A 22,729-nucleotide genomic window follows, 5' to 3' on the forward strand; every position below is an offset into this window, starting at 1 on the left:
AAGGCGCCCTGGTGGGCCGGTTCAGCGGGCGGCGCCGACGGTCTCCGGCACCGCGACACGGGCGGCGGTGACCGGTCCGGCCGGTGCGGCGGAGCGCCACCAGCGGGCGGTGGGGCGCTCCACGAGCACATGGAGCAGCCAGGCGGCCAGCAGGCACAGGGCCAGGGACGCGACGAGGAACGCGAGGGCGGCCGGAGTCGCCCAGGCCTGACGGTCGTACTGGAAGTAGCCGACCCACTGCTGCCGGAAGGCGGCGTGGAACGAGAACATCACGGTGACGTGGACGAGCAGGAACGGATGGGCCAGCCCGCCGAGCGCCACGGCTGCGCGGCTGCCCAGCGCCGTCCCGCGCCCCGCCACGTCCGCCGACGCCAGGGCGCCGACCAGCAGGCCGACCGGAACGACGTACACGGCGGCGAAGCTGTGGATCGGCGGCAGGTACAGCGAGAGCGCGTAACCGGCCACCAGCAGGGTCGCCGCGAGGGTCGTGCCGATCCGGGGCATGAGCCCGGCGTGCACGAGACGGGCCAGCAGCATGCCGACGACGAACTCGAGGAGACGGGCCCCGGGGAAGAAGGCGACAGCCCAGTGCTGGTACCAGGAACCGCCGTTGAAGAGCACGGAGGACGGGCTGTCGGGCAGCAGCAGCCGAGCCGCGAACGGGGCCGCCACCGCGGCGATCGCCGCCGCAGCGGTCCACCACCGCAGCCGGGAGGGCCGGACCCGCCGTACCGCCCGCATCAGCAGCGGGAAGACGAGGCAGAACAGCAGCCCCGCGGCAAGCAGCCAGGCGTCGCCGCTGACCGGGAACATCGCGAAGTCCTGGACGGGGACCCAGGTGTGCACGAGCAGCAGGTTGGCGAGCGCCGCCACGCCCCGCACCGGCACACCGGAGGCCGCAAGCACGGCGAACGCGAGCGCGAACACCGCCACATGGGCGGGCAGCGCCCGCAGGCGCCGGCGCCAGAAGCCCGCTGCCCGCTCACCGGGCCGGGAGGCCCAGGCCAGCAGGAAGCCGCTGACCACGAACAGGCAGGTGGCGCCGAGGTTGCCGGCGTTCCCGGCCAGGAACGCGTAGCGCTCCTGGACCGAGGAGTCGGCGAACGCCGCGAGCATGGTGCCGTGCGTGAGGAACACCAGGAGCACGGCGAGGAACCGCAGACCGGTCAGTGAGGGCAGCCGGGTGGCGGCCGCGTGGGCGGTGCTCATACCGGGCTGCTCTCACGCGCGGCGACCGGCGCCTCCGGCCGGACCGACGCCGCCGGCACGGGCTCCGGCTGCGACGGCGCCTTCCGCGACCGCGACCAGCGCCGCATCACCGGCATCTCCACGAAGGTGAACATCAGCCAGGACAGGGCCAGCGACAGCACGAGGACACCGGCGAGGAACAGCAGCGCGACCGGGGTGCTCCAGGCCAGGTGCTGGTATTCGCCGTAACCGGCCCACTGCCCCGCCATCGCGGCGTGCACGGAGAAGAGCAGCGTCATGTGGATGAGGAAGAACGCGTACGAGATCTCCCCGAGCCGCACCATGGCCTTGCCGCCGAGCACCGTCGCACGGCCGTCGATCTCCCGGCGGGCCACCGCGGAGATCAGCAGGGCGATCGGCAGCGGGAACAGCGCGGCGTAGCCGTAGGACATCGGCAGGTACAGCGTGGCCGTGTAGGCCGCGGCGACCAGGAGCGCGGCGGGCAGCACACCGATCCTGACGTCCCGCCCGTTCGCGACGATCCGCGCGAAGAACATGCCGATCACGAACTCGAGGATGCGGCCCAGCGGGCCGTAGTACAGCGTCCACGCCTGCGCCCAGGACACCTCGTCGAAGTACGGGAACCGCGGCTGCTGCGGCAGGAGTTCGGACAGGGCCGGCAGGGCCAGGACGAGCGCGCCCGCCGTGAGCGCGAAGACCCACAGCCGCGTCGGACGGACCTTGCGGACCAGGACGATCAGCAGCGGGAAGCAGAGGTAGAAGACCAGCTCGACGGAGAGGGACCAGGAGACGCCGCTCACCACGGACGTGATGAACGACAGCTCGGGCACCCAGGCGTGCACCAGGAACAGGTTCGCCACCGTCTCCGTGGGCGCCGGCGTGATGCCCGCGGCCAGCAGCAGCCCGAAGGCGAGGGCGAAGGCCACGACGTGGTTCGGGAACACCTTGAAGAACCGGCGCCGCCAGAAGCTCCGCGCCCCGTCACCGGCCCTGGCCGACCAGGTCAGCACGAACCCGCTCAGGACGAAGAAGAACGCGACCCCCAGATTGCCGAGGTTGAACGACGCGGAGTCGTAGGCGCTCTGCAGGCCCTTGTCGGAGAACGCCTGCAGCCAGTGCGCGTGGTAGACGAACACGAGGAACGCGGCGATGAACCGCAGGCCGGTCAGGGAGGAGAGTCTGACGGAGCGTTCTCCGTCCGACGGCTGGACACGATTCATAGGGGTCGCCTTCACGAGTAGATGCGGTACGGGGCGGTTCAGTGGTGGTAGGCGCCGGAGTTCACGTCCAGGCACTGGCCGGTGACGGAGCCGGCGCGCTCGGAGCCGAGGAAGACGACCGTGTCGGCGACCTGGTCGACGTCCGGCAGGCGGCGCAGGTCGAGGTCGGCGGCGGTCTCGTCGTACACCTGCTGGGCCGGGACGCCCCGCTCGGCGGCGAGGTGCGCGAAGTACGCCTTCAGCGGCTCGGCCCAGATGTAGGCGGGGGCGATGCTGTTGACCCGCACGCCCTTCGGGCCCAGCTCGGTCGCCAGGGTCTGCGCCATCGCAAGCAGCGCGGCCTTGCTCATCTTGTACGCGCCGAACAGCGGCTTGGAGTGCCGGATCGCCTCGGAGTTGACCATCACGACCGAGCCCTTGCTGTCGGCCAGCGCCGGCGCGAACAGCTGGGTCAGGCGCAGCGCGCCCAGCACATTGGTCTCGAACCCGGTGCGCACCGCGTCCAGGTCGACGTCCGCGAGCTCCGTCATCGGCGGGATCGCGAACGCGTTGTGCACCAGCAGGTCGACGTGGCCGAACGTGTCCAGCGTCGTGCGGGCCAGCGCGGCCGCCGACGCGTCGTCGGTGATGTCGGTCGGCACGGCGAGCGCGCGGCGCCCCGTGGCCTCGACCTCCTCGGCGACCTCCTTCAGATACGACTCGGTGCGCGCCGCCAGCACGACGTCGGCGCCCGCGAGCGCGCTGCGCACCGCGACGGACCGGCCCAGACCGGGGCCGACACCGGACACCACGACCACCTTGTCCCGCAGCTCACCACTCGTCACAACCGGGCTCCTTCACGTCCGTACGCCAGCAAGGGCCTTGCAATTCCAGACAGTTGCATTCGGCCAGACGGGCGGGCATCTCCCGGATTGCTGGGATCGCGCAATCCGCGAGAAGCACGGGGCCCGGGCGCGTGGAACGCTCACATCGGCAGGCCGTGCACCGGCACGGACCCGTGGCGACGACCGGTGGGAGAACACACACCATGACCGTGATCGGAGAACGTGACGCACACGTCGTGGCGCTGCCGGGAGAGCCGGAATTCACCGCGGCCACCGAGGTCTTCAACCTCGCGGCTCCGCTGAGCCCGGCGGCCGCCGTCACCGCGCGGACCGTCGACGAGGTGCGGGCCGCACTGGACCACGCCCGGGCCGCGGGGCTCTTTGTCCGCGTGCACACGACCGGCCACGGCGCCGGCACCGCGCACCCCATGGAGCGGTCGCTGCTGATCCGGACGCGGATGCGCGAGCCCGTCACCGTGGACGTACGGCGCGGACTGGCCAGGATTCCGGCCGGCAGCCGCTGGGCCGACGTCGTCGAGGCCGCGGCGCCGCACGGCCTGGCCGTCGCCCACGGATCGTCGCCCACCGTCGGCGCCGTCGGCTACCTGCTGCGCGGCGGGCTCAGCTTCTACGGGCGCAGCCGGGGCGTGGCCGCCAACGGCGTCCGGGCCGTCGAGCTGGTCACCGCCGACGGTGAACTCCGCCGCGTGGACGCCGAGTCGGACCCCGAGCTGCTGTGGGCGCTGCGCGGCGGCGGAGGCGGGCTCGGCGTGGTCACGGCCGTCGAGACCGAGCTGTTCCCGGCCACCGAGGTCCGCACCGGCTCCGCGTTCTGGCCGTTCGAGCACGCGGAGCGGCTGCTGTCCCTGTGGCTGGCGTGGTGCCGGGACGCCCCCCGGACCGCGACGACGACCCTGCAGGTCATGAACCTGCCCGACGTGACGGAGATCCCGCCCGCTCTGCGCGCCGGACCGGTCGTGTGCGTCGACGGCGCGGTCCTCGGGGAGGGGGAGTCAGGAGCGGCCGACGCGGAGCGCACCGCGGCGGACCTCCTCGGCCCGCTGCGGGCCACGGCGCCGCCGCTGCTCGACACCTGGGAGGCCGCCGCGCCCCCGGCGGTCCTGCACACCCACATGGACCCCACCGACCCGCTGCCCATGGTGGGCGACCACATGCTGCTCGACGAGCTGGGCGACGCCGGGGCCGCCGAGTTCCTGCGTGTGACGGGGCCCGGCTCGGGCTCCCCGCTGATCAGCGCCGAACTGCGCCAGCTGGGCGGCGCCTTCGCCGAACCCTCCCCGACCGGCGGCGCGCTGTCCCACATCGCGGCGCCCTACGCCTACCTGGGCGCCGGTGTTCCGCAGGACGAGGCGGACGCGGGCGCGATCCGCGCGCACTGCGCGCGGGTGCGGGCCGCGCTCGACCCGTGGAACACCGGCCGGACGGCGCCCACCCTGGTCGAGGACACCGAGCAGCCCCAAGGGCATCTCACGGACGAGCAGCGGGAGGCCGTGGACCGGGTCCGGGAGCGGGTCGACCCGCTCGGACTGTTCCGGGGCGACATCGCCCCGCAGGCCTCCGCGCGCCGTCAGGCGTCGTGAGGCAGGCGGGAGTTCGAGGAAGAGGCGCAGGGCCTCAGCCGACGTCGAGACCGTCGAGGAACCAGCGCTTCACCTCCCCGATCCGCCGCTCGCACTCCGCCCGGTCGGCGCCCGCCACCACGAACGCGGTGAGGAAGTCCCCGGAGAACGTCGACTCTTTCAGTACGTCGCCCACCCGCGCGTAGTCCTTCCGCTTGACGATGCCCGGCGGTGCGGTGGCCTGGTCGGGCAGGGCGCGCAGGGTGCCGGGGCGCATCATGAACAGCAGCTGTCCGGCCACCCGGGGTGGTGCCACCGGGCCCTCGAAGCCGGCCGGCAGGCCCAGTTGGGAGCGGACCGGCAGGGCCGCGACGTCGACTCCGAACATGGCCTGCTGCACGTCCCGTACCCCCGCGCCGCCCGCTCGGCAGGCCGCCTCGCACAGCACGAGCTCACCGTCCGGGGTGACGAACACCTCGATGTGGAAGGCGAAGTCGGGGGGCCCGCCGAGCGCCCTCAGGACCTGCTCGCCGAAGGAGTTCAGGCGCCGCGCCAACGGGTCCGCCGCGTCCAGGGCGATGTCCACCCGCCCGCCCCGGTCCCGGAAGTCGGCCAGGGCGTACGTGTACTGGGAGGGCCACATGGACACCGTGCGGCCGCCGGCCACGGCCCCGTCGACATGGCACATCGTGCCGTCGACGAAGCACTCCACCAGCCAGCCCGGTTGCCCGTCGCCGTCGGTGAGTTCGGCGTCCGCCAGCCAGTCCCGTACGTCCTCGTCCGTCCGCAGGAACCGTACGCCCACGGAGCCCCAGCCGCGCCGCGGCTTGACGACCGCGGGCAGGCCTTCGCGGGCCACGAAGTCCGTCAGGTCCTGCGCGGTGCGCAGCAGGGCGTGCCGTGCCACGGGCACGCCGGCGCGCGTCGCGGCCTGTTTCATCTCCCACTTGTCGCGGTACGGCACCGCCGTGTCCGGCCACTGCCCGGGAAGCCCGAACCGCTCCCGCAGCACCGCCGCCCGCTCGATGTCGTACTCCGTGCAGGCCACCAGGTCGGTGACGCCGTACTCCCGGATCAGCTCCGCCGCGCGCTCGGCGACCAGCGGCCCGGTGTCGTAGTCGGGCACCGCCTCGGCGTGCAGATACGGCTCGTCGCGCGGCAACTCCTCGCCGTGCACGGCCAGTTGCTCGGCGGACGCGAGCAGCACCAGTTTGGCGCCGCTGCCGTCGAGCCACTCGTGGTACGGGTTGGCGTGCAGCGGGCCCCGGTGCAGGATCAATGTGGTCACGGGTGGGTCACCTCTCGTTCCAGATGCTGACGTAGCGCTCGCCGGTGTCCGGCAGCACCACCGCGATCGTCTTGCCGGAGTACGCGGGGTCCTGGGCGAGGACCGCCGCGCCGTGCGCTGCCGCGCCCGAGGACAGGCCGACGAACAGGCCCTGGGTGCGCAGCAGTCGGTGCGCCGCTTCGAAGGCCTCGTCGTCCGAGCAGGTCACCACGCGGTCGATCAGCGCCTCGTTGGTGGTGGGGTTGACGAAGCCGCCGTTGAGGCCGGGGATGCGGTGCTGCCCGCCGTAGCCGCGGGACAGCACCGGAGACCCCTCCGGTTCCACGGCCACCACCTCGAGGGCGGGGTTGCGCTCCTTGAGGTAGCGTCCGGCGCCGCTGAGAGTGCCGCCCGTGCCCACCCCGGCGACCAGGACGTCCACACGGCCCCCGGTGTCGTTCCAGATCTCGGGGCCGGTGGTCTCGTAGTGCGCGCGGACGTTGTCGGGGTTCTCGTGCTGGCGTACGTACCAGGCGTCGTGGGTGCTCCGCTCGATCTCCTCGGCGCGGGTGATGGCCGCGGCGAAGCCGTCGGCGCCCGGCGTCTGCACGACCTCCGCGCCGAGGGACCTGAGCAGTCCGACGCGCTCCGGGGTCGCCGTGTCGGGCAGCACCACCACGCAGCGGTAGCCGCGGACGGCGGCGAGGGCGGCGAGCGCGATCCCGGTGTTGCCGGAGGTCGCCTCCACCACGGTGGCGCCCGCCTTGAGCTGGCCGCGCTCCTCCGCCCTGCGCAGCATGTAGATCGCCGCCCGGTCCTTGCTGCTGGAGTACGGGTTGGCCGCCTCCAGCTTGGCCAGCACTTCGACGTCCGAGCGGGCGCCGTCCAGCCGGAGCCGGATCATGGGGGTGCTGCCGATGAGCTCGTCGATGGCGTCGACGACGCGGCGTACGGTGAGAGGGACCGTCATGCAGGGACTCCTGTCGGGGTGAGGGCGGGCGGCGCCCGATCGGGGGCGCGCGCCGGGCGGGGCGGCCGGGTCACCAGGACCCGGCCGAGGCGAGCAGCCGGACGGGGTCGCCGTCCGGGACGGAGGCGGCGGGCGGGGCGGCGCTGGCTCCGGCCCCGGCGCGGGTGGCCGCGGGGTCCGCGACGACGGGGCGGACCACGGCGAGCCGTGCCCGGGAACTCGCCTGCGGAGCGGGCGACTTGACCACGGCCGCAGGCGCGTACACCCGGGCCCGGGCCGGCACGTCGCGGGTGACCACGGTTCCGGCGCCGATGAGGGCGCGTTCCCCGACGGTCACCGGTCCGAGCACGGTCGCACCGGCGCCGAGGACGACCCCGTCCCCGACCACCGGGTGCCGGCGCGCCCCGGCGGGGCGGTGCGAGTCCACCCACCAGCCGACCGCGCCGAGCGTCACCTGGTGATAGATCGTCACATCCGTGCCGACGACGGCGGTCTCGCCGATCACGACGGCCGCACCGTGGTCGATGAAGACCCGGCGGCCCAGCGTCGCGCCGGGATGGATCTCCACTCCGGTGCGGCGGCGCGCCCAGCGCGCCAGGGCGCCGCTCAGGGCGCGCAGCCCGCGCCGGTGCAGCCGGTGGGCGACCCGATGGGCCCACAGGGCGGTCAGCGCGGGGTGCCGCGACGCCTCCCAGCGGCCGTGCACGGACGGGTCGCGCGCGACGACCGCGTCGAGGTCCTCGCGCAGCACGTGGAAAAGGCCGGGCTGCGCGGCGTCCTGCTTCAGTGGCATGGAACCGGCCACTCCTTTCGGGCATACGAGGGCATACGAGGGCGTACGAGGCGTAAGTGGGCGTGGGAGTGCGTGTGAGGGCGGGCGGCGTCGCGCGGGGGCGGCTCAGGCTCAGGCGGCCGTGTCCAACTCGCCGACGAGTACGGCCTGTTCGGGGTCGGCGGCGGTCTCGATGCGCAGGGTGTGGCGCGTCAGCTCCTCGCAGCGCCGTACCGCCTCGTCGGTGTCCGCGGCGCGCACCACGACGCAGCCGATCCGGTCCCAGTTGTCGCGCAGCGGCCGCACGGTGTCGCCGGGGCGCACCGAGACCTGGGCGATCAGCACGTCGTCCGCGGCGGCGACCTCGTCGAGGCCCTCGACGGCGGTGACCGTGCCCGGCTCGCGCACCACGTACCGGTTGCAGGCCGCGGCCGACGCGACCGGCTCGCCCGGCAGTTCCTCCGCGCGGCCCAACGCCCAGGCGGCGGCGTACGTGTTCAGGTCGATCCCGTAGGCGTGCCGCACCAGCTCCGCGAGGTGGCCGCCGCCCACCCGGTTGTGCGACTCGATGACGACGGGCCCTTGCGAGCTGAGCCGGATCTCGGTGTGGCTCGGGCCGTCGGACACGCCCATCACGGTGAGGAACCGCTCGACGGCGGCGACGAGTTCGGACCGGTCGGCGGGGGAGAGGCGGGCCGGCAGCGCGTGGCCGAGCTCGGCGAAGTGCGCGTCGTCGACGAGCTTCTCCGTGACCGCGACGACCACGTGGCGGCCCGCGAACGAGAACGCCTCGACGCTGAACTCGGGGCCGTCGACATGGCCCTCCATCAGGAAGCCGTCCACGGTGAACAGCGTCGAGCCGCGGTCGGTGCGGCCGCCGAGGAGTTCCGTGACGCGCTGCCACACCCGGTCGAGGTCGGCGGGGGAGTCGGCCCTGAGCAGGCCGAAGCCCGCGGTGGTGGAGGTGGGTTTGACGATGAACGGGTATCCGGCGACGGCCCCGAACGTCGAGAGCGACTCCCGGTCCGTGACCGGCGCGGCGTCCGGCGTGGGCAGGCCGTGCACGGCCAGGTGGCGGCGCATCAGCCACTTGTCGCGCAGCCGCCGGCTCACCTCGTACCGCTGGCCGTCGCCCAGCCCGAACAGGTCGGACAGCCGGGCCGCCGGGTTCAGGCCGCCCTCGGTCAGCGAGAACACCACGTCCACCCCGTAGACGGCACGCGCCGCCTCGGCGAACGGGCGGACGGTGTCCCAGTCCGTGTAGTCGACGACGAGCAGCACGTCGGCATTGCTCGTCTGGTACGGGGTGAGCTTGTCGGGGTGCTGGAGCAGCACGACGCGCGCGCCCTGCGCCTTCACCCGGTCCAGGTGCGTGTCGATGCCGCCGACCAGCAGCACGGTGGGCGGACCGGTGCGGACCTCGTTCCGTTCGGTGCGGACCTCGTTCAACGGATGCTTCCTTTCTCGGACGCGGCCAGTGCCTCGCGGACGAGGACGGTCACCGTCTTCCGCGCGGCGTCGATGCGCCGCCGTGCCTGGCCGGGGGATTCGGCGTCGACCACGACGAAGCCGTGCCGGGACGCGGAACTCGTCGTCGCCGGCAGCACCGACCCCGGGCCGTACGGGAAGTGCAGCGTGTGCACGTGCTCCAGGGCGCGCAGCTCGTCGAGGCCGGACACCGACTCGACGCGGCCGGGCGGCAGTTGGAAGAAGCCGATGGCGGCCGCACGGTGCGCCGTCGGCGCCTCGACCTCCTCGCCCGCGAGGGCGCGGAAGACGGCGGACTCCACGTCGAAGCCGGTGGCCAGCTCCATCAGGGCCGGAATGCGGTCGCCGCCCAGGCGGGTCTGCGACTCCACGACGCGCGGCCCCCGCGAAGTGAGGACGACCTCGGTGTGCGCGGGCCCGAAGCGGTAGCCGGCAAGGTCGAGGAGACCGATGACGGTGGCCCGTACCGCCGACTCGTAGGGCTGCGAGAGCTGTGCCGGGAACACATGGCCCGTCTCCACGAACCCCGGCGCCCCGGTGTGCTGCTTGGCGGTGATGCCGAGCACATGGTGCACGCCGTCCACGGTCAGCGTCTCCACGCTGAACTCGGGGCCGCGCAGATACTCCTCCAGGACGTACGGCCCCTTCAGGCCCTCGCGCCGCACCCGGACCACCCACTCGTCCAGGTCCTCCGCGTCCACCACCAGGGCGATGCCCCGACTGCCCGAGGAACGGGCCGGCTTGACGACGAACGGTGTCGGGAAGGTAGCCGCGGCCGCCACGACGGCGTCCACCGACCCGACCTCCCGGGACCGCACGACGGAGAGGCCGTTCTCGTTGAGCAGCTCCCGCATCGCCGCCTTGTCGTTGATGCGGCGTACCGACTCGGCGGGGTTCGGGGACAGCCCGAGCGCCTCCGCCTCCGCGACCGTCGCGCCCATCGTGTCCTCGCCGCCCAGGTGCAGCACGGTGTCGATGCCGTGGGCGCGGGCGGTCGCGGCGATCAGGGCGCGCAGCGCGTACGCGTCGCTGAAGTCGACGAGCAGCAGTTCCTCGGAGTGCCGCTCGACCTCGTCGAGATAGGCGTCGGTCTGCAGCGACGGGTCCCAGATCGACCAGACCTCGAAGCCGGCGGCCACGGCCTTGCGGACCAGCTGGTGGTAGGGCATCACCATCAGGAGCCGTCGGGGGGTACGGGAAGGCGTCATCGCGGTTCTCCGTTCTCTGCCGGTCGTTCGGGGTCCGTCCCGCGCGGCGGCGGACGGTTCAGGCGGCCACCGCTTCCGGCTGTGGCCGCTTCTCCTGCTGCTCCCGGCGCTCGGCCCGCACCCGCAGCAGCGAGCGGTACGTGAGGATCGCGCCGAGCCCCATCACCCCGTACAGCAGGCTCATGCCGAGCGGCGGCACGAACGCGCCGACGGCCACGCACAGCGAGGCGAGGAGCAGGGCGACGCGGACGTGCAGGGCGTACGCCGCCATGTACTTGGTGCGGTCCGCGGCCGGCACCAGATCGGCCAGGATGGACTGCTTCACCGGTACGGAGGTGATCTCGCCGACGGTCAGCAGCACGGCCGCCGCGATCAGCACCCAGCCGACGTCGCTGACCGCCCAGACCATGTAGCCGACGGTGAAGGCGGTGATCCCGGCGAACAGCCGGGAGCGCTCCGACAGGCGCCGCAGCGCCTTGCCGGCGAGCAGCACGAGGACGACGACGAGCGCGGCGTTCACGGCGCGCAGCACGCCCAGCATGGACACGCCGTCGATCTTCGGGCCCCAGGAGCCGACGAGTTCGAGGGTGCGGTGCGGGAACGAGTCGGCCAGCCGCACCGCGATGTAGTAGCCGATCTGCATCTCGACGGTGCACACGAGGAGCGCCGCGCCGACCAGGCGCAGAAACACCCGGTCGCGGGCCACGGCGAGGTAACCCCGCAGCATCGCGGGGACTCCCGTCGCGGCCGCACGTCCGGTCCGCGGTGCGGTCTCGCTGATCCAGCGCCACATCACCAGCGTCGTGGCGGCGGACAACACGGCCGCGCCGACGAGGAGTTGGAAGAAGTGGTCGCCGTAGAGGAACCCGCCGGCCAGGGCGCCCACCGTGAACGCCAGGTTGATCGACCAGTAGTTGAGCGTGTAGACCAGCGGACGGTTCTCCGGCGTGGACACGTCGACCACCATGGCGTCGGCGGCCGGCGTCGCGAGGTTCGACAGACAGGTGCTCGCGAGGAACAGCACGAACGTCAGCGGACCCGACTGCCACCAGGGCGAGTTGGCGAGGGCGAGCAGGACGAAGCTCACCGTGGCGCCGAGCTCGCCCCACACGAGGAGCGGCCTGCGCCCGTGCACATCGGCGAGGTGGCCGCCCAGGAAGTTGCTGGAGACGCCCGCCACCGCCACCATCACGGTGAGCGCGCCCGCCGTGGCCGGCCCGTACAGCGTGGCCAGATGGATGACGAGCAGCGGTGTCAGCATGATGGCGAGCAGCCGCTGCACGAAACCGACGCCGATGCGCAGCCTGATGTTCGGATGCAGCTCCCGGAACTTCACCGGTCCTCCTGCGGTGTTCGGAATTCCTGGGGCCTTTCGCGGAGGCCGTTCCAGGTGCTTCGAGGTCACCACTTCGGCTCTTGCGGAACAACCGAGCCTGTTCAACCGAGCGTTACCTGAACGGCTCTCTGTGCACCGGACGTCCAGAAGTCGCACTCTCTTGCTCGGCAACCTGGCGAAAAAGCGGGCCACCGCGGACCGCCTTCCGCCAGGGGTTGCCATGGCATTCACACCGATGGGACGCGTGGCGCGCCGAAAGCGTCAGGCAAACGTGTCCTGTGGCGGGAAGGGCGGGAAGTGTCCGATTTCGACATTCGCAGACTGGGCGGCAGGATCGGCGCGGAGATAACCGGCGTCGATCTGAGCGCCGAGCTCTCCGAGCCGGTTTTCCGCGACATACACGCGGCATTTCTGCAGTACAAAGTCCTGTTTTTCCGGGACCAGGACATCACCGACGCCGAGCAGGTGTCCTTCGCCGGCCGTTTCGGTCCGCTCACCGACACCCACCCGCTGATGCGGACCCTCGACGGGGCGCCCCAGGTGATCCCCGTCGACGGGGAGGAGCAGCGCGCCGACCACTGGCACACCGACATCAGCTTCACCCCCGTGCCGTCGCTGGGCACGACCCTGCGCGCCGTCGTCCTGCCGCCCTACGGCGGCGACACCCTCGTCGCCAACGCGGCCGCCGGTTACCGGGACCTGCCCCGTGAACTGCGCGCGGTCGCCGACCAGTTGTGGGCCGTGCACACCAACCGCGCCGAACAGCCCCGGCTCGGCACCGCCCGGGGCGAGGAGGTCCGGCGGGCCTTCATGGCCACCGAGCGGCGCGCCGCCCACCCCGTAGTGCGGGTCCACCCCGAGTCCGGGGAGCCGAGCCTCTTCCTCGGCGGCTTCGCCCAGCGCCTGCTCGGCATGGAGCTGCGCGAGTCCCGCCCGATCCTCGACGTCCTGCAGTCCTACGTCCGCAGGCCGGAGAACACGGCCCGCTGGACCTGGCGCCCCGGCGACGTCCTGATCTTCGACAACCGCAGCACACAGCACTACGCCGTCAACGACTACGACGACCACAAGCGGGTCCTGCACCGCGTGTCGATCACCGGCGACGTGCCGGTCGGGCTCGACGGCAGAACCAGCTACGCCCTGGAGGAGGACGCATGAGCGCGCGACGCCCCGGCGGACCGGGCCCGGACAGCTTCGTGGCGCGCCTGCGCCGCCGTGCACCGCTCGTCGGCTACTGGATCGCCCTCGACAACCCCGTCGGCACCGAACGCATCGCCGGCCTCGGCTACGACTACATCGGCGTCGACGGCCAGCACGGCGTGCTGCACCAGCCGGGCTGGCAGTCCGCGATGCTCGCCGTCGACGCCCGGGGCAGCGCCGCCGGGGTGATCCGGGTGCCGTCCGTGGACCCCGTCGCCATCGGCCAGGCGCTGGACAGCGGCGCCCGTGCCGTGATCGTGCCGATGGTCGAGTCCGCCGCCGAGGCCGAGACCGCCGTACGCGCCTGCCGGCACTGGCCTCGCGGCACCCGCAGCCTCGGCGGCCCGGTGCGCGGTGAGATCAGGCTCGGCTCCGTGCCGGCCGAGGTCGACGAGCGGGTGGCCTGCATCGTGATGATCGAGACGGCCGCCGCACTGCGCGACCTGAAGGACATCTGCGCGGTGCCCGGGCTCGACGCGGTCTACGTCGGCCCCGCGGACCTGTCCGTGGCCCTCGGCGCCCGCCACTTCGGCGACCCGGACGCCGCGCAGGCCCTGGAGGACGCCCTCGACGAGATCGCCGAGGCGGCCCGCGCCGCCGGCATCGCCGCCGGCATCCACTGCCTGACCGGCGCCGACGCCGCTCACCGGCTCGCCTCGGGCTTCACCTTCGCCACGGTGTCCAGCGACATCACGCACCTCCAGCAGGCTGCGGCCGCGCACCTGGACGACGCGTGGGGTCTGGCCGCGGCGGCCTGACCTTCGGCAGCACGAGCAGACAGGGAGGCACCATGACCGTCACCCCGCCCGAAGCCCCGGCGGCCACCGCGCGGGTCGTCGACTCGATGGAGGAACTCGTCGGGCAGACGCCGCTGTTGCGGGTGCGTCTCGGCGGCGTGCCCGAGCACGTCCGCCTGCTGGCCAAGCTGGAGATGTTCAACCCGCTGTGCAGTGTGAAGGACCGGCCCGCGCTCGCCATGCTCCGCGAGGCGGAGGCGACCGGGCTGCTGCCGCCCACGGGCGGCACGGTGATCGAGTGCTCCTCCGGCTCGACCGGCATCTCGCTCGCCGGGCTCGCCGCGATCCGCGGCCACCGCTGCATCATCGTCATGCCGGACAACGCCACGGAGGAACGCCGGCTGATCCTGCGGGAGTTGGGCGCGGAGATCGTCACCGTGCCGCACCGCGACGGCCTCCTCGCCGCCTGGGCGCACGCCGAGCAGCTGCAGCGCTCGATCCCCGGTTCGTGGCTGCCGCACCAGGACCGGAACCCGGCCAACGTCCGGGCCCACTACGAGACCACGGGGCCGGAGATCCGGCACGCGACCGGCGGCCGGGTCGACGTCCTGGTGTGCGGGGTCGGCACGGGCGGCACGCTCACCGGCACCGCCCGCTTCCTGAAGGAGCACGGCGACGTGCACGTCGTCGCCGTCGAACCGGCCCGCTCCGCGGTGCTGTCCGGCGGCGAGGGCGGGCCGCACGGCATTCCCGGGATCGGCGCGGGCTACGTCTCGGACATCACCGACCTGAGCCTGGTCGACGACGTCGTCACCGTGCCCGACGAAGCGGCCGCGCGCACCGCCCGCGAAGTCACCCGGGCCACCGGGATTCCGGTCGGCGTCTCGTCCGGGGCGGCGGCCCACGCGAGCCGGGTGCTCGCCGGCCGCGCCCGCTGGGCGGGCGCCACCGTCGTCACCGTGTTCCCGGACTCCGGGGAGCGCTATCTGTCCACGGCACATCACTGAGGCCACTACACAGGGAGACGGGCTGGTATGTGCCGCATCCACGGCTACTTCAACACCACCGCGACACCACGGGACCTGGCCGAGGCGGCCGCCCGGCAACGGCACGGCGGCCCCGACGGCACCGGGCACGTGACCGGCCCCGGCTGGGGCATCGGCAACAACCGGCTCGCCCTCGTCGACCCGGCCGGCGGCCGTCAGCCGTACAGCCTGGGCGACCGCATCCACGTCGTGTTCAACGGCGAGATCTACAACCACGACGCCCTGCGCCGCCGCCTCGCCCAGCAGGGCCACACCTTCACCGACCGCTGCGACGGCGGCATCCTCCCGGCGCTGTACGCGGAACACGGCGACGCCTTCGTCGACGAACTCGACGGCATGTACGCGATCGCCGTGCTCGACACCCGTACCGCACAGCCCAAACTGCTCCTCGCCACCGACCACATCGGCATGAAGCCGCTCTACTACCACTGGGACGCGGCGAGCCGAGCCCTGTACTTCGCCTCCGAGATCCCGGCGCTGCTCGGCTTCCCCGGCCTCGCGCAGCGCACCCGCCCCCAAGGGCTCGACGCCTGCCTGGCGACAAAGACCCCGTTCGGCCAGGAGACCATGCTCTCCGGCATCACCGCGCTGCCCCCGGCGACCACGCTGACCTGCCGCCCCGGCCGGGCCCCGCGGCTCAACTCCCGTACCACGACGGCCCGTTCGCCGCGGCTGCCCGACGACCGCCGGGCCGTGGCCCGCCAGGTGCGGCACACGCTGCGCCACGAGGTGGGCCGGCTCCTGGCGGCCGACGCGCCCGTCGCCGTGATCACCTCCGGCGGGCTCGACTCCAGCCTGGTCACCGCGCTCGCCGCCGAACACGGCAGCGGCAGCCCCCTGCACTCCTTCAACGTCGCCTACCGCGGCCGCTGGCCCTTCGACGAGCGCCACCACGCGCGCAGCGTCGCCCAGCACACCGGGACCGTCCACCACCAGGTGGAGATCGACCCCGCCGACCTGCCCGCGCTCGTCGAGCGGACCGTGCGGCACCTCGGCCAGCCGAACGCCGACCCGATCACGGTCAGCACCCACGCCCTGTTCGCCGCCGTGCACGACGCCGGCTTCAAGGCGGCCCTCACCGGCGACGGCGCCGACGAGGTGTTCGGCGGCTACACCCGGATGCGCGCCGCCGCCGAGGCCGACGCCGACGGCCGCCCCTGGACCGCCGCCTACCTCGACCAACTCGCCGTACTCCCGGCCCGGTCCAGGCACCGCCTCTACACCGACGCGTACCGCGAGGAGGCCCTGGCGACCAGCCCGATCCCGGCCACCGCGCTCGACGCCCTCACCCACGGCCCCGGCAGCGCCCTGTCCCGCATCACCGACTTCGAACTGCGGCACCGGCTGCCCGCCTACCACCTGCGCCGCGTCGACCACCTCACCATGGCCCACTCGGTCGAGGCCCGGCTGCCCTTCTGCCAGCCCGGCGTCGTCGACCTCGGCCGCGCCCTCCCCGACCACCTGCGCATCCACGCCGGCCAGGTCAAGACCAGCCTGTACGGGGCCGCGGCCGGGCTCCTCCCGCACGGCGTCCTCGGCCGCCCCAAGCAGCCCTTCACACTGCCCGTCACCGCGATGCTCAGCCCCGGCACCGCCCTGTGGGAGTACGCCCGCGACACCCTCGCCCCGGACCGCCTCGCCGCCCGCGGCGAGCTCCGGCCGGCCGTCGTGAACGCCCTGTTCACCGCCCAGGCGCAACGCCCCGACGACACCGTCGCCCACACGCTGTGGGCGCTGCTCGTGCACGGCGTCTGGCGCGACCGCCTCGCCGCCGCCCCGCACCGGACGGAGGTCGCCGCATGATCGGCCACCTGGTGCAGGCCACCGGCGCCCCCTGCCCGACCCTCGTCCTCGACGCCCGGCGGCTGCCCGAAGACGAGCCGCGGCTGCTGCGCCGCCTCGCCGAGGTGCGGCGCGAACTGCTCGCCGCGGGCGCCGGACACGTACTGAAGATCGCCCTGGCGCGGCCGTCCACGCACCCCCTGTTCGACCTCGACTACTACTTCGTGCAGGTGCTGCCGGGCCCGCCGGACCGGTTCGAACTGCGCGGCTCCTGCGGCCACTCGATCCTCGCCACCGCTGCGGCCGCCGAACGCGCGGGAATGATCGGCCGGTTGGCGCCCGGCTCGCGCGTGCGGGTGCGGGTCCTCAACACGGAGGACAGCGTCGTCTGCGAGCTGGAGCAGACCGAGCACGACGAGGCCCGCTTCACCGCCACCTTCGTCCAGCTGAGCGCCGTGCCCTTCGACGAGCTGCTGCTCACCGGCCGCCCGGTCAGCCGTCTCGTCGTCGACGGCGCCGCGACCGAGGTCTCCCTGGTGAACTCCGGCAACCCCTACGCGTTCGTCGACGCCCGGGACCTCGGCGTCGCCACGCCGGACGCGCTGTTCGCCGCGGGCGACGCGCTCTTCGCGCGGCTCGAACGCATCAGAGCGGCCGCGGCCGACCGGGTCGGCTCGCCCCGCACCAGCGTCTTCCCCAAGATCGCGGCGCTGGTTCCGGGCGCCGACGGGGCGCTCGCCGTCCGCGCCCTGTCGGTGCCCGGCTGGCATCCGACGCTCGCCCTCACCGGCGCGGTCTGCCTCGCCGCCGCAGCGGGCATCCCGCACACCGTCCCCTGGCGGCTGGCCCGGCAGCACGGCACGGCGGCCGCCACGCCGGCGGAACGGCCCCTCGTCCTCGTCACGCCCGGCTCCCGCACCGTCGTCACCGCCGCGTCCCGGGACACGGGCCGCGGCCGGGCTCTGTCGTGGACAGCCGTCGCCCACAAGGAAGTCGCCTTCCAGGGCTCGCTCGTACTCGACCGGCACGACCACCGGCACGCCGTCCGAACCATCGTGGAGCCTGAGGAGGCCGACGCATGTCTGTCGCTGTCAGCAGCAGCATGAGAACCCGCATCAACTCCGCCCTCCGCGCCCGACTGCGCGAGTCGGCGGTCACCACCGACCGCACCGGGCAGCCGGACCGCGAGGCCGTCGCCGAGCTGCGCGCCTCCGGACTGCTCGGCACCGCCGTGCCGGTCGAGCACGGCGGTGAGGGCGGCTCGGCGGCCGAGGTCAACCGGGTCGTGGAGGAGATCGCGACGGTCAACCCGTCCCTCGCGATCATCGCCTTCCAGCACTTCGCGGTGACCGCCCGGATCAGCGAGTGGGGCACGCCCGAACAGCGCGCCCGTCTCCTGCCGTGCCTCGCCGACGGCACCTGGCTGGCCGCGTCGGCGTGGAGCGAGCCAGGCGCGGGCGCGGCCAAACGCCGGCTCGGCAGCACCGGAACCCGCCGCGCCGACGGCAGTTGGCTCCTCGACGGCAACAAGTCCTTCACCACCGGAGCCTGCCTGGCCGACCTCTATCTCGTCCTCGTACGGACCGGCGCAGCGCCCACCGCCGACAGCGGCTACGGCGCGGCCGGGCAGACCTTCTTCCTCGTCGCCGCCGACAACCCGGGGATCCGCCCCCGCCTCGGGCTCGACCTGATCGGCATGCGCGGCTCGGCCACCGGCCTGGTGAGCCTGGAGCAGTGCCTGGTCTCCGACGCCGACCGGCTGGGCGAGCCGGGCGGCGCCCAGGAGGTCATCGCGCAGGTCCGCGAGTCCGGCGCCACGCTCGGAGCGGTCTCCGTGGGCATCGCCCAGGCCGCCTTCGACCTCGCCGTCCGCCACGCCAACCGGCACGACCTGCTGGCGGTGCCGATGTTCCGGCACCGGCTCACCGAGCTGGCCACCCGCCTGGAGTCGGCCCGCGCTCTCGTCGACCGGGCGGGCGCCCGTACCGCCCCGAACCCCGGACTGACCACGCTCTACAGCAAGTTGCACGCGTCCTCCGCGGCGGAGGAGATCTGCCTCGACGTGGCCCGGCTGCTCGGCTCGGCCGGCTACCGGGCGGGCGAGGCCCTGACCCGGCTGCTCGCCGACGCCCGCGGCGTCGCCCTGATGGGACCCACCAACGACCTGTGCAGAGAACTGGCGGCCGCGTCATGGCAGCACTGAGGAGGGGCACGGAACCCATGGACACCGCTGCGACGACCGTCGTCACCGGCCGCCGTCTCGTCACGCCCGACGGCGTGCGCCCCGGCTGCGTGCACATCGCCGACGGCCGGATCACGGCCGTCACCGACACCGACACCGCGCCCCCGGACGCGCACCGCCTGGACGCCGGGGACCAGTACGTGCTGCCCGGCCTCATCGACTCGCACGTGCACTTCCGCACCCCCGGCCTGACCCACAAGGAGGACTGGAGGCACGGCAGCAGGGCCGCGGTGGCCGGGGGCTTCACCACCGTCATCGACATGCCCAACACCGTCCCGCCGACCCTGACCCACGAGGCGATCGTCGCCAAGGCCGCGCAGATCCAGGGGAGTTCACTGGTCGACCACCGCTTCCACATCGGCCTCGACCCGGACCGCCCCGAACTCCTCGCCGAGCTCGATCCCGCCCTCGCCACCAGCGCCAAGATCTTCATGGCCGGCCACCACACCGCACCCACCGTGGTCCGCGACGCCGGACAGCTGGAGAAGGCGTTCGTCGCGGCCGCCCTGGGCGACGTCCAACTCGTCCTGCACGCCGAGGACAACGAGCTGTTCGACCTCCTCGACACCTGGCGCGGCGAACCCGGCCACTACGCCGACTACGAGCAGCGGCGCCCCCGCAGCGCCGGCATCGTCGCCGTGGCCAAGGTCATCGAGCTGGTGCGCCGGCACGGCACCCGCGCCCACATCCTGCACCTCTCCAGCGCCGAGGAAGCCGACCTGGTGTGCGCGGCACAGGCCGCCGGACTGCCCGTGACCTTCGAAGTCACCGGCCACCACCTGTCGTTCACCGACGCCGACACCCGCCGGCTCGGGGCCCGCACCCGGCTGTCGCCCTCCATCCGCGGCCAGGCCGACCAGGACCGCCTGTGGGAGGCGGTGCGCGCCGGGCAGCCCGCCACCCTCGGCAGCGACCACGCCCCGCACACCGTCGAGGAGAAGACCCGCGGCGTCAGCCTGTCCCCGCCCGGCCTGCCCGGCGTACAGGAACTCGCCCACGCCGCCTGGACGGGGATGCGCCGCCGCTGGCCCGACGAGCACCCCGACCACGCGGCGCGCCGCGTCGCCCACTACCTGGGCGCCGCCCCCGCCGACCTGTTCCGGCTGCCCGGCAAGGGCCGCATCGTGCCCGGCGCCGACGCCGACCTGGCGTTCCTCGCGCCCGACGACACGTGGATGCTCTCCGCCGCCGACGTGCACACCAAGTGCGGTTGGTCCGCGTACGAGGGCTGGACGTTCACCGGACGCGTCACCCGCACCCTGCGGGCCGGACGGACCGTGTGGGACGCGGCCACCGGCACGTTCGGCACGTACGACGGACGCCTGCTGGCCTCCGTGACCGGCCGCCCGACCCGAGAAGAGGCAGTCCATGTCTGAGCAGCGCACCGTCGTCGTGGCCGGCGGCGGCATCGGCGGACTCGCCGCGGCGGCGGCGCTCGCCCACGACGGCGTCCGCGTCATCGTCTTCGAACGCGCCCCCTACATCCGTGATGCGGGCGGCGGCCTCCTGCTGCACCCCAACGGCGTGCGCGCCGCCGACGCCATCAGCCCGGCGCTGGGAGCCCGCATCCGGAACGACGGGCATGTCACCGGGGACGAGGAGGTGCGCCGCATCGTCGACGCGACGGGCGCGCTGCTCGCAAAGGAGCACATCGGCCGGCCGCACGGCACACCCCAAGTGCCCATCCTGCGCACCGCGTTGCAGACGGCCCTGCTCGTCGAGGCGTCCGTCGCGGGGGCGGCCGTGTTCCTGGGAACGGGCGTGGCGGGCTTCACCCCGTACGACGACCATGTGCGGGTGCATCTGTCGGACGGGACGTCGCTCAGCGGCGCCGCGCTCGTGGCCGCCGACGGCATCAACTCGGCGGTCCGCAGGACGATCCTGGCCGACGGTCCCCCCGCCTACCGCGGCTACACCTCGATCCGCGGCCGCACCACCAGCCGCGCGCTGGGGCAGCAGCCGTACGTGGTCAACGGCCGCGGCCTCCAGCTGTTCGTCGCTCCCGTCGGCCGGGACACCCTCTACTGGACCGCGAAGATCACCGCAGCCGCGGGAACCTGGCCCGCGAAGGGCCCCATCGGCGCCCTGCACGACCTGCTCGACGCCATGTCCGGCTGGGACGAGCCCTTCGTGCGTCTCGTGCGGGACTGCGACCCCGCGAACCTCGTCGTCACCGACGTGCACGACCGGGACCCGGCGCCGCGGATGGCCCAGGGCCGGGTGGCGCTGCTCGGCGACGCCGCGCACCCGATGGTTCCGGCCCTGGGGCAGGGGGCGAACACGGCCCTGGAGGACGCCGTCGTGCTGAGGGCGGCCCTCCGCACGCACCACGACGTGCCCCGCGCGCTCGCGGCCTACGCACGCGAACGGCTGCCGCGCACCGCCGAGATCCAGCTGCGCTCACGGCGGCAGGGCGCCCTGGACCAGGGTGCGGACGCCGCCGGGGAACGCGCCCGCAACGACCTGATGAGACGTCAGGGCCGCAAGGACAGCGAGGCTCTCGACATCACGGACTGGACCCCGCCCGTCACCATCCGCGAGGCGGTCGTCGTGCCGCACGCGGGGAAGAGGAGAACACCGATGCCCACCCCCGAGTTCATCGCCACCCCGTGCAGCCCCGGCCCGGTGTGGCGGGACGCCAACGTCCGCTCCGGCCCGTCCCTGACCAGTCCCGTGATCCGGCTGCTGCTGCCCGACGACGGCGTCAGCCACGCCGCGGACGGCTGGGCGCCGGGCGACGAGGTCGTCGAGGGCGAGCACCGGGACGGGGAGATCACCAGCTCCCTCTGGTTCCGGCTCTCCACCGGCGGCTGGTGCAGCGCTGTCAACTTCGAGCCGGACACGGTCGCCGCGGTGGTCGCGGGCGCCGGCCTGACGCAGGCCGCCTGAACGCGCCCGCGGGCGACGGCAGTCGCAGCGCGGCACCGGCCGTCGCAGCGCGGCACCGGCCGTCGGAGCGCTCGGTCGGCCGTACCACTTCGCCATGTCCCCGTTGTCGCCGCACCGCGAGGCTGTGCACGCTTCCCTCGTCGTGGCTTTGCCCAGTGCCGGGTTCGTGGAGCGACGGGGAGCGATGCGCGTGCGGAGCGGTGTGCGGGGAGCGGGCGGACCGGCCGCGCCGGACCGCCCGCCGCTGCACGCCGTGGCATCCCTCGACCGCATCTGCACGGGCTGGGCCGAGCGCTGGGGCGCCGCCGCCGTGCCGGCGGCGGACGCCGGAGGCTTCGGCGGCGGCACGCTGCGGGAGGCCGGGCTCGCCCCGCACGGCAGCGCCTGCCACGGCGTCCTGTGGCAGTACCGCGGTCAACAGGCGCCCCCGGAGGGCCTGTTGACCGCGGTGCCGGGCCCGCCCCGGCGCGACGAGACCGACGCCGACGGCACGCGCCGGACCGCGCCCCGCACGCGGGAGGTCGTGGCCGTCGGCACGGCCGAGCAGGTCTCGGACCATCTGCTGCACGCGCGGCGCTTCCTGCGGGAGCTGTCGGGAGAGCTCGGCCTGCCCCTGGAGCGCGTGGCCGCCCCCGGCCCCCGTCACGACGAGGACGAACGAAGCGCCGGCCCCGTCGCGTACGAGCACCGCTACCGGGGCAGGGCGATCGCCTCGGAGAACCGTCACCTCACGTACTTCGGCGAGCGCTGCTCGATCGTCCTCCCGGACGGCGGCCCCGCGTCCAGCAGCTGTGTCGCCCTCGGCCTCGACGGCTGGCTGAACGCGCTGGCGGACCACTTCGAGCAGGACTGGGGCCGGGTGCTGGCCGCCGTGGACACGGCCGAGCGGTTCCTCGGCTGAGACCGTGGTCGCGGTGCCGGAGCCGTTGCGGCTGTCCGGCCCCGAGACCTCGACGGCC

19 protein-coding genes are annotated in these 22,729 nt (G+C 73.7%); 10 read left to right on the forward strand and 9 right to left on the reverse strand.

Features of this window, described 5'->3' with window-relative positions; all coding sequences use genetic code 11:
• Positions 1–21: 21 nt before the first annotated feature.
• From ACIDOF_RS32820 to ACIDOF_RS32830, 3 genes are read right to left on the reverse strand one after another with little or no spacing between them, the layout of a single operon-like run.
• Complete coding sequence (locus ACIDOF_RS32820; RefSeq protein WP_409009838.1) at positions 22–1,209, reverse strand: acyltransferase family protein; 1,188 nt, start codon at positions 1,207–1,209, stop codon at positions 22–24.
• On the reverse strand, positions 1,206–2,429 hold the full coding sequence (locus ACIDOF_RS32825) for an acyltransferase family protein (protein WP_409009839.1): 1,224 nt from the start codon (positions 2,427–2,429) through the stop codon (positions 1,206–1,208). The genes ACIDOF_RS32820 and ACIDOF_RS32825 overlap by 4 nt, the downstream gene beginning before the upstream one ends.
• A gap of 38 nt (positions 2,430–2,467) precedes the next feature.
• A complete protein-coding gene (locus ACIDOF_RS32830; protein WP_409009840.1) occupies positions 2,468–3,253 on the reverse strand; it encodes an SDR family oxidoreductase in 786 nt (261 codons plus the stop codon).
• Positions 3,254–3,456: 203 nt separating this feature from the next.
• Between ACIDOF_RS32830 and ACIDOF_RS32835 the strand changes: the two genes are divergently transcribed.
• Positions 3,457–4,854: an FAD-dependent oxidoreductase gene (locus tag ACIDOF_RS32835; protein WP_409009841.1), complete on the forward strand. Its 1,398-nt coding sequence runs from the start codon at positions 3,457–3,459 to the stop codon at positions 4,852–4,854.
• A gap of 34 nt (positions 4,855–4,888) precedes the next feature.
• Here the strand turns inward: ACIDOF_RS32835 and ACIDOF_RS32840 are convergent, their stop codons facing one another.
• The 6 genes from ACIDOF_RS32840 to ACIDOF_RS32865 form a co-directional block, all read right to left on the reverse strand.
• Positions 4,889–6,121 carry an acetyl-CoA carboxylase biotin carboxylase subunit family protein gene (locus tag ACIDOF_RS32840; protein WP_409009842.1) on the reverse strand — a complete coding sequence of 411 codons (1,233 nt, stop codon included), beginning with the start codon at positions 6,119–6,121 and terminating at the stop codon, positions 4,889–4,891.
• Positions 6,122–6,128: 7 nt separating this feature from the next.
• Positions 6,129–7,070, reverse strand: a complete 942-nt coding sequence (locus tag ACIDOF_RS32845; protein WP_409009843.1) for a PLP-dependent cysteine synthase family protein — start codon at positions 7,068–7,070, stop codon at positions 6,129–6,131.
• Positions 7,071–7,140: 70 nt separating this feature from the next.
• Entirely contained in the window at positions 7,141–7,863 is a 723-nt protein-coding gene (gene epsC, locus ACIDOF_RS32850; RefSeq protein ID WP_409009844.1) for a serine O-acetyltransferase EpsC, read from the reverse strand.
• A gap of 111 nt (positions 7,864–7,974) precedes the next feature.
• Positions 7,975–9,291 (reverse strand): ATP-grasp domain-containing protein, encoded by a 1,317-nt coding sequence (locus ACIDOF_RS32855; protein WP_409009845.1) that lies wholly within the window; start codon positions 9,289–9,291, stop codon positions 7,975–7,977.
• Entirely contained in the window at positions 9,288–10,538 is a 1,251-nt protein-coding gene (locus tag ACIDOF_RS32860; protein ID WP_409009846.1) for an ATP-grasp domain-containing protein, read from the reverse strand. The genes ACIDOF_RS32855 and ACIDOF_RS32860 overlap by 4 nt, the downstream gene beginning before the upstream one ends.
• Before the next feature lie 58 nt (positions 10,539–10,596).
• Entirely contained in the window at positions 10,597–11,874 is a 1,278-nt protein-coding gene (locus ACIDOF_RS32865) for an MFS transporter (RefSeq protein WP_409009847.1), read from the reverse strand.
• Positions 11,875–12,171: 297 nt separating this feature from the next.
• Between ACIDOF_RS32865 and ACIDOF_RS32870 the strand changes: the two genes are divergently transcribed.
• From ACIDOF_RS32870 to ACIDOF_RS32910, 9 genes are all read left to right on the forward strand, one after another.
• Positions 12,172–13,032 (forward strand): TauD/TfdA dioxygenase family protein, encoded by an 861-nt coding sequence (locus ACIDOF_RS32870; protein ID WP_409009848.1) that lies wholly within the window; start codon positions 12,172–12,174, stop codon positions 13,030–13,032.
• Complete coding sequence (locus ACIDOF_RS32875; RefSeq protein ID WP_409009849.1) at positions 13,029–13,832, forward strand: HpcH/HpaI aldolase family protein; 804 nt, start codon at positions 13,029–13,031, stop codon at positions 13,830–13,832. The genes ACIDOF_RS32870 and ACIDOF_RS32875 overlap by 4 nt, the downstream gene beginning before the upstream one ends.
• 32 nt (positions 13,833–13,864) lie before the next feature.
• Positions 13,865–14,818, forward strand: coding sequence for a PLP-dependent cysteine synthase family protein (locus ACIDOF_RS32880; RefSeq protein WP_409009850.1), 954 nt, complete (start codon positions 13,865–13,867; stop codon positions 14,816–14,818).
• A 27-nt stretch (positions 14,819–14,845) separates the two neighbouring features.
• The gene (asnB, locus tag ACIDOF_RS32885; RefSeq protein ID WP_409009851.1) at positions 14,846–16,660 is read left to right on the forward strand and encodes an asparagine synthase (glutamine-hydrolyzing); all 1,815 of its coding nucleotides are present in this window, start codon (positions 14,846–14,848) and stop codon (positions 16,658–16,660) included.
• On the forward strand, positions 16,657–17,745 hold the full coding sequence (locus tag ACIDOF_RS32890) for a PrpF domain-containing protein (protein WP_409009852.1): 1,089 nt from the start codon (positions 16,657–16,659) through the stop codon (positions 17,743–17,745). Before asnB ends, ACIDOF_RS32890 begins: the two co-directional genes overlap by 4 nt.
• A complete protein-coding gene (locus ACIDOF_RS32895; RefSeq protein ID WP_409009853.1) occupies positions 17,718–18,842 on the forward strand; it encodes an acyl-CoA dehydrogenase family protein in 1,125 nt (374 codons plus the stop codon). Before ACIDOF_RS32890 ends, ACIDOF_RS32895 begins: the two co-directional genes overlap by 28 nt.
• Positions 18,843–18,859: 17 nt before the next feature.
• Positions 18,860–20,257 (forward strand): dihydroorotase, encoded by a 1,398-nt coding sequence (locus tag ACIDOF_RS32900; protein WP_409009854.1) that lies wholly within the window; start codon positions 18,860–18,862, stop codon positions 20,255–20,257.
• On the forward strand, positions 20,250–21,770 hold the full coding sequence (locus ACIDOF_RS32905) for an FAD-dependent monooxygenase (RefSeq protein ID WP_409009855.1): 1,521 nt from the start codon (positions 20,250–20,252) through the stop codon (positions 21,768–21,770). The genes ACIDOF_RS32900 and ACIDOF_RS32905 overlap by 8 nt, the downstream gene beginning before the upstream one ends.
• Positions 21,771–21,954: 184 nt before the next feature.
• The gene (locus ACIDOF_RS32910) at positions 21,955–22,671 is read left to right on the forward strand and encodes a hypothetical protein (RefSeq protein WP_409009856.1); all 717 of its coding nucleotides are present in this window, start codon (positions 21,955–21,957) and stop codon (positions 22,669–22,671) included.
• The last annotated feature ends 58 nt before the right edge of the window (positions 22,672–22,729 follow it).

This window comes from Streptomyces sp. Da 82-17 (assembly GCF_046098215.1).
Lineage (GTDB): Bacteria > Actinomycetota > Actinomycetes > Streptomycetales > Streptomycetaceae > Streptomyces.

Coding starts and splice junctions, on each gene's coding strand:
- ACIDOF_RS32890 (WP_409009852.1), top strand. CDS start 16,657: ATGATCGGCCACCTGGTGCAGGCCACCGGCGCCCCCTGCCCGACCCTC.
- ACIDOF_RS32860 (WP_409009846.1), bottom strand. CDS start 10,538: ATGACGCCTTCCCGTACCCCCCGACGGCTCCTGATGGTGATGCCCTAC.
- asnB (WP_409009851.1), top strand. CDS start 14,846: ATGTGCCGCATCCACGGCTACTTCAACACCACCGCGACACCACGGGAC.
- ACIDOF_RS32875 (WP_409009849.1), top strand. CDS start 13,029: ATGAGCGCGCGACGCCCCGGCGGACCGGGCCCGGACAGCTTCGTGGCG.
- ACIDOF_RS32905 (WP_409009855.1), top strand. CDS start 20,250: ATGTCTGAGCAGCGCACCGTCGTCGTGGCCGGCGGCGGCATCGGCGGA.
- ACIDOF_RS32895 (WP_409009853.1), top strand. CDS start 17,718: ATGTCTGTCGCTGTCAGCAGCAGCATGAGAACCCGCATCAACTCCGCC.
- ACIDOF_RS32825 (WP_409009839.1), bottom strand. CDS start 2,429: ATGAATCGTGTCCAGCCGTCGGACGGAGAACGCTCCGTCAGACTCTCC.
- ACIDOF_RS32820 (WP_409009838.1), bottom strand. CDS start 1,209: ATGAGCACCGCCCACGCGGCCGCCACCCGGCTGCCCTCACTGACCGGT.
- ACIDOF_RS32880 (WP_409009850.1), top strand. CDS start 13,865: ATGACCGTCACCCCGCCCGAAGCCCCGGCGGCCACCGCGCGGGTCGTC.
- ACIDOF_RS32845 (WP_409009843.1), bottom strand. CDS start 7,070: ATGACGGTCCCTCTCACCGTACGCCGCGTCGTCGACGCCATCGACGAG.
- ACIDOF_RS32910 (WP_409009856.1), top strand. CDS start 21,955: ATGCGCGTGCGGAGCGGTGTGCGGGGAGCGGGCGGACCGGCCGCGCCG.
- ACIDOF_RS32835 (WP_409009841.1), top strand. CDS start 3,457: ATGACCGTGATCGGAGAACGTGACGCACACGTCGTGGCGCTGCCGGGA.
- ACIDOF_RS32900 (WP_409009854.1), top strand. CDS start 18,860: ATGGACACCGCTGCGACGACCGTCGTCACCGGCCGCCGTCTCGTCACG.
- epsC (WP_409009844.1), bottom strand. CDS start 7,863: ATGCCACTGAAGCAGGACGCCGCGCAGCCCGGCCTTTTCCACGTGCTG.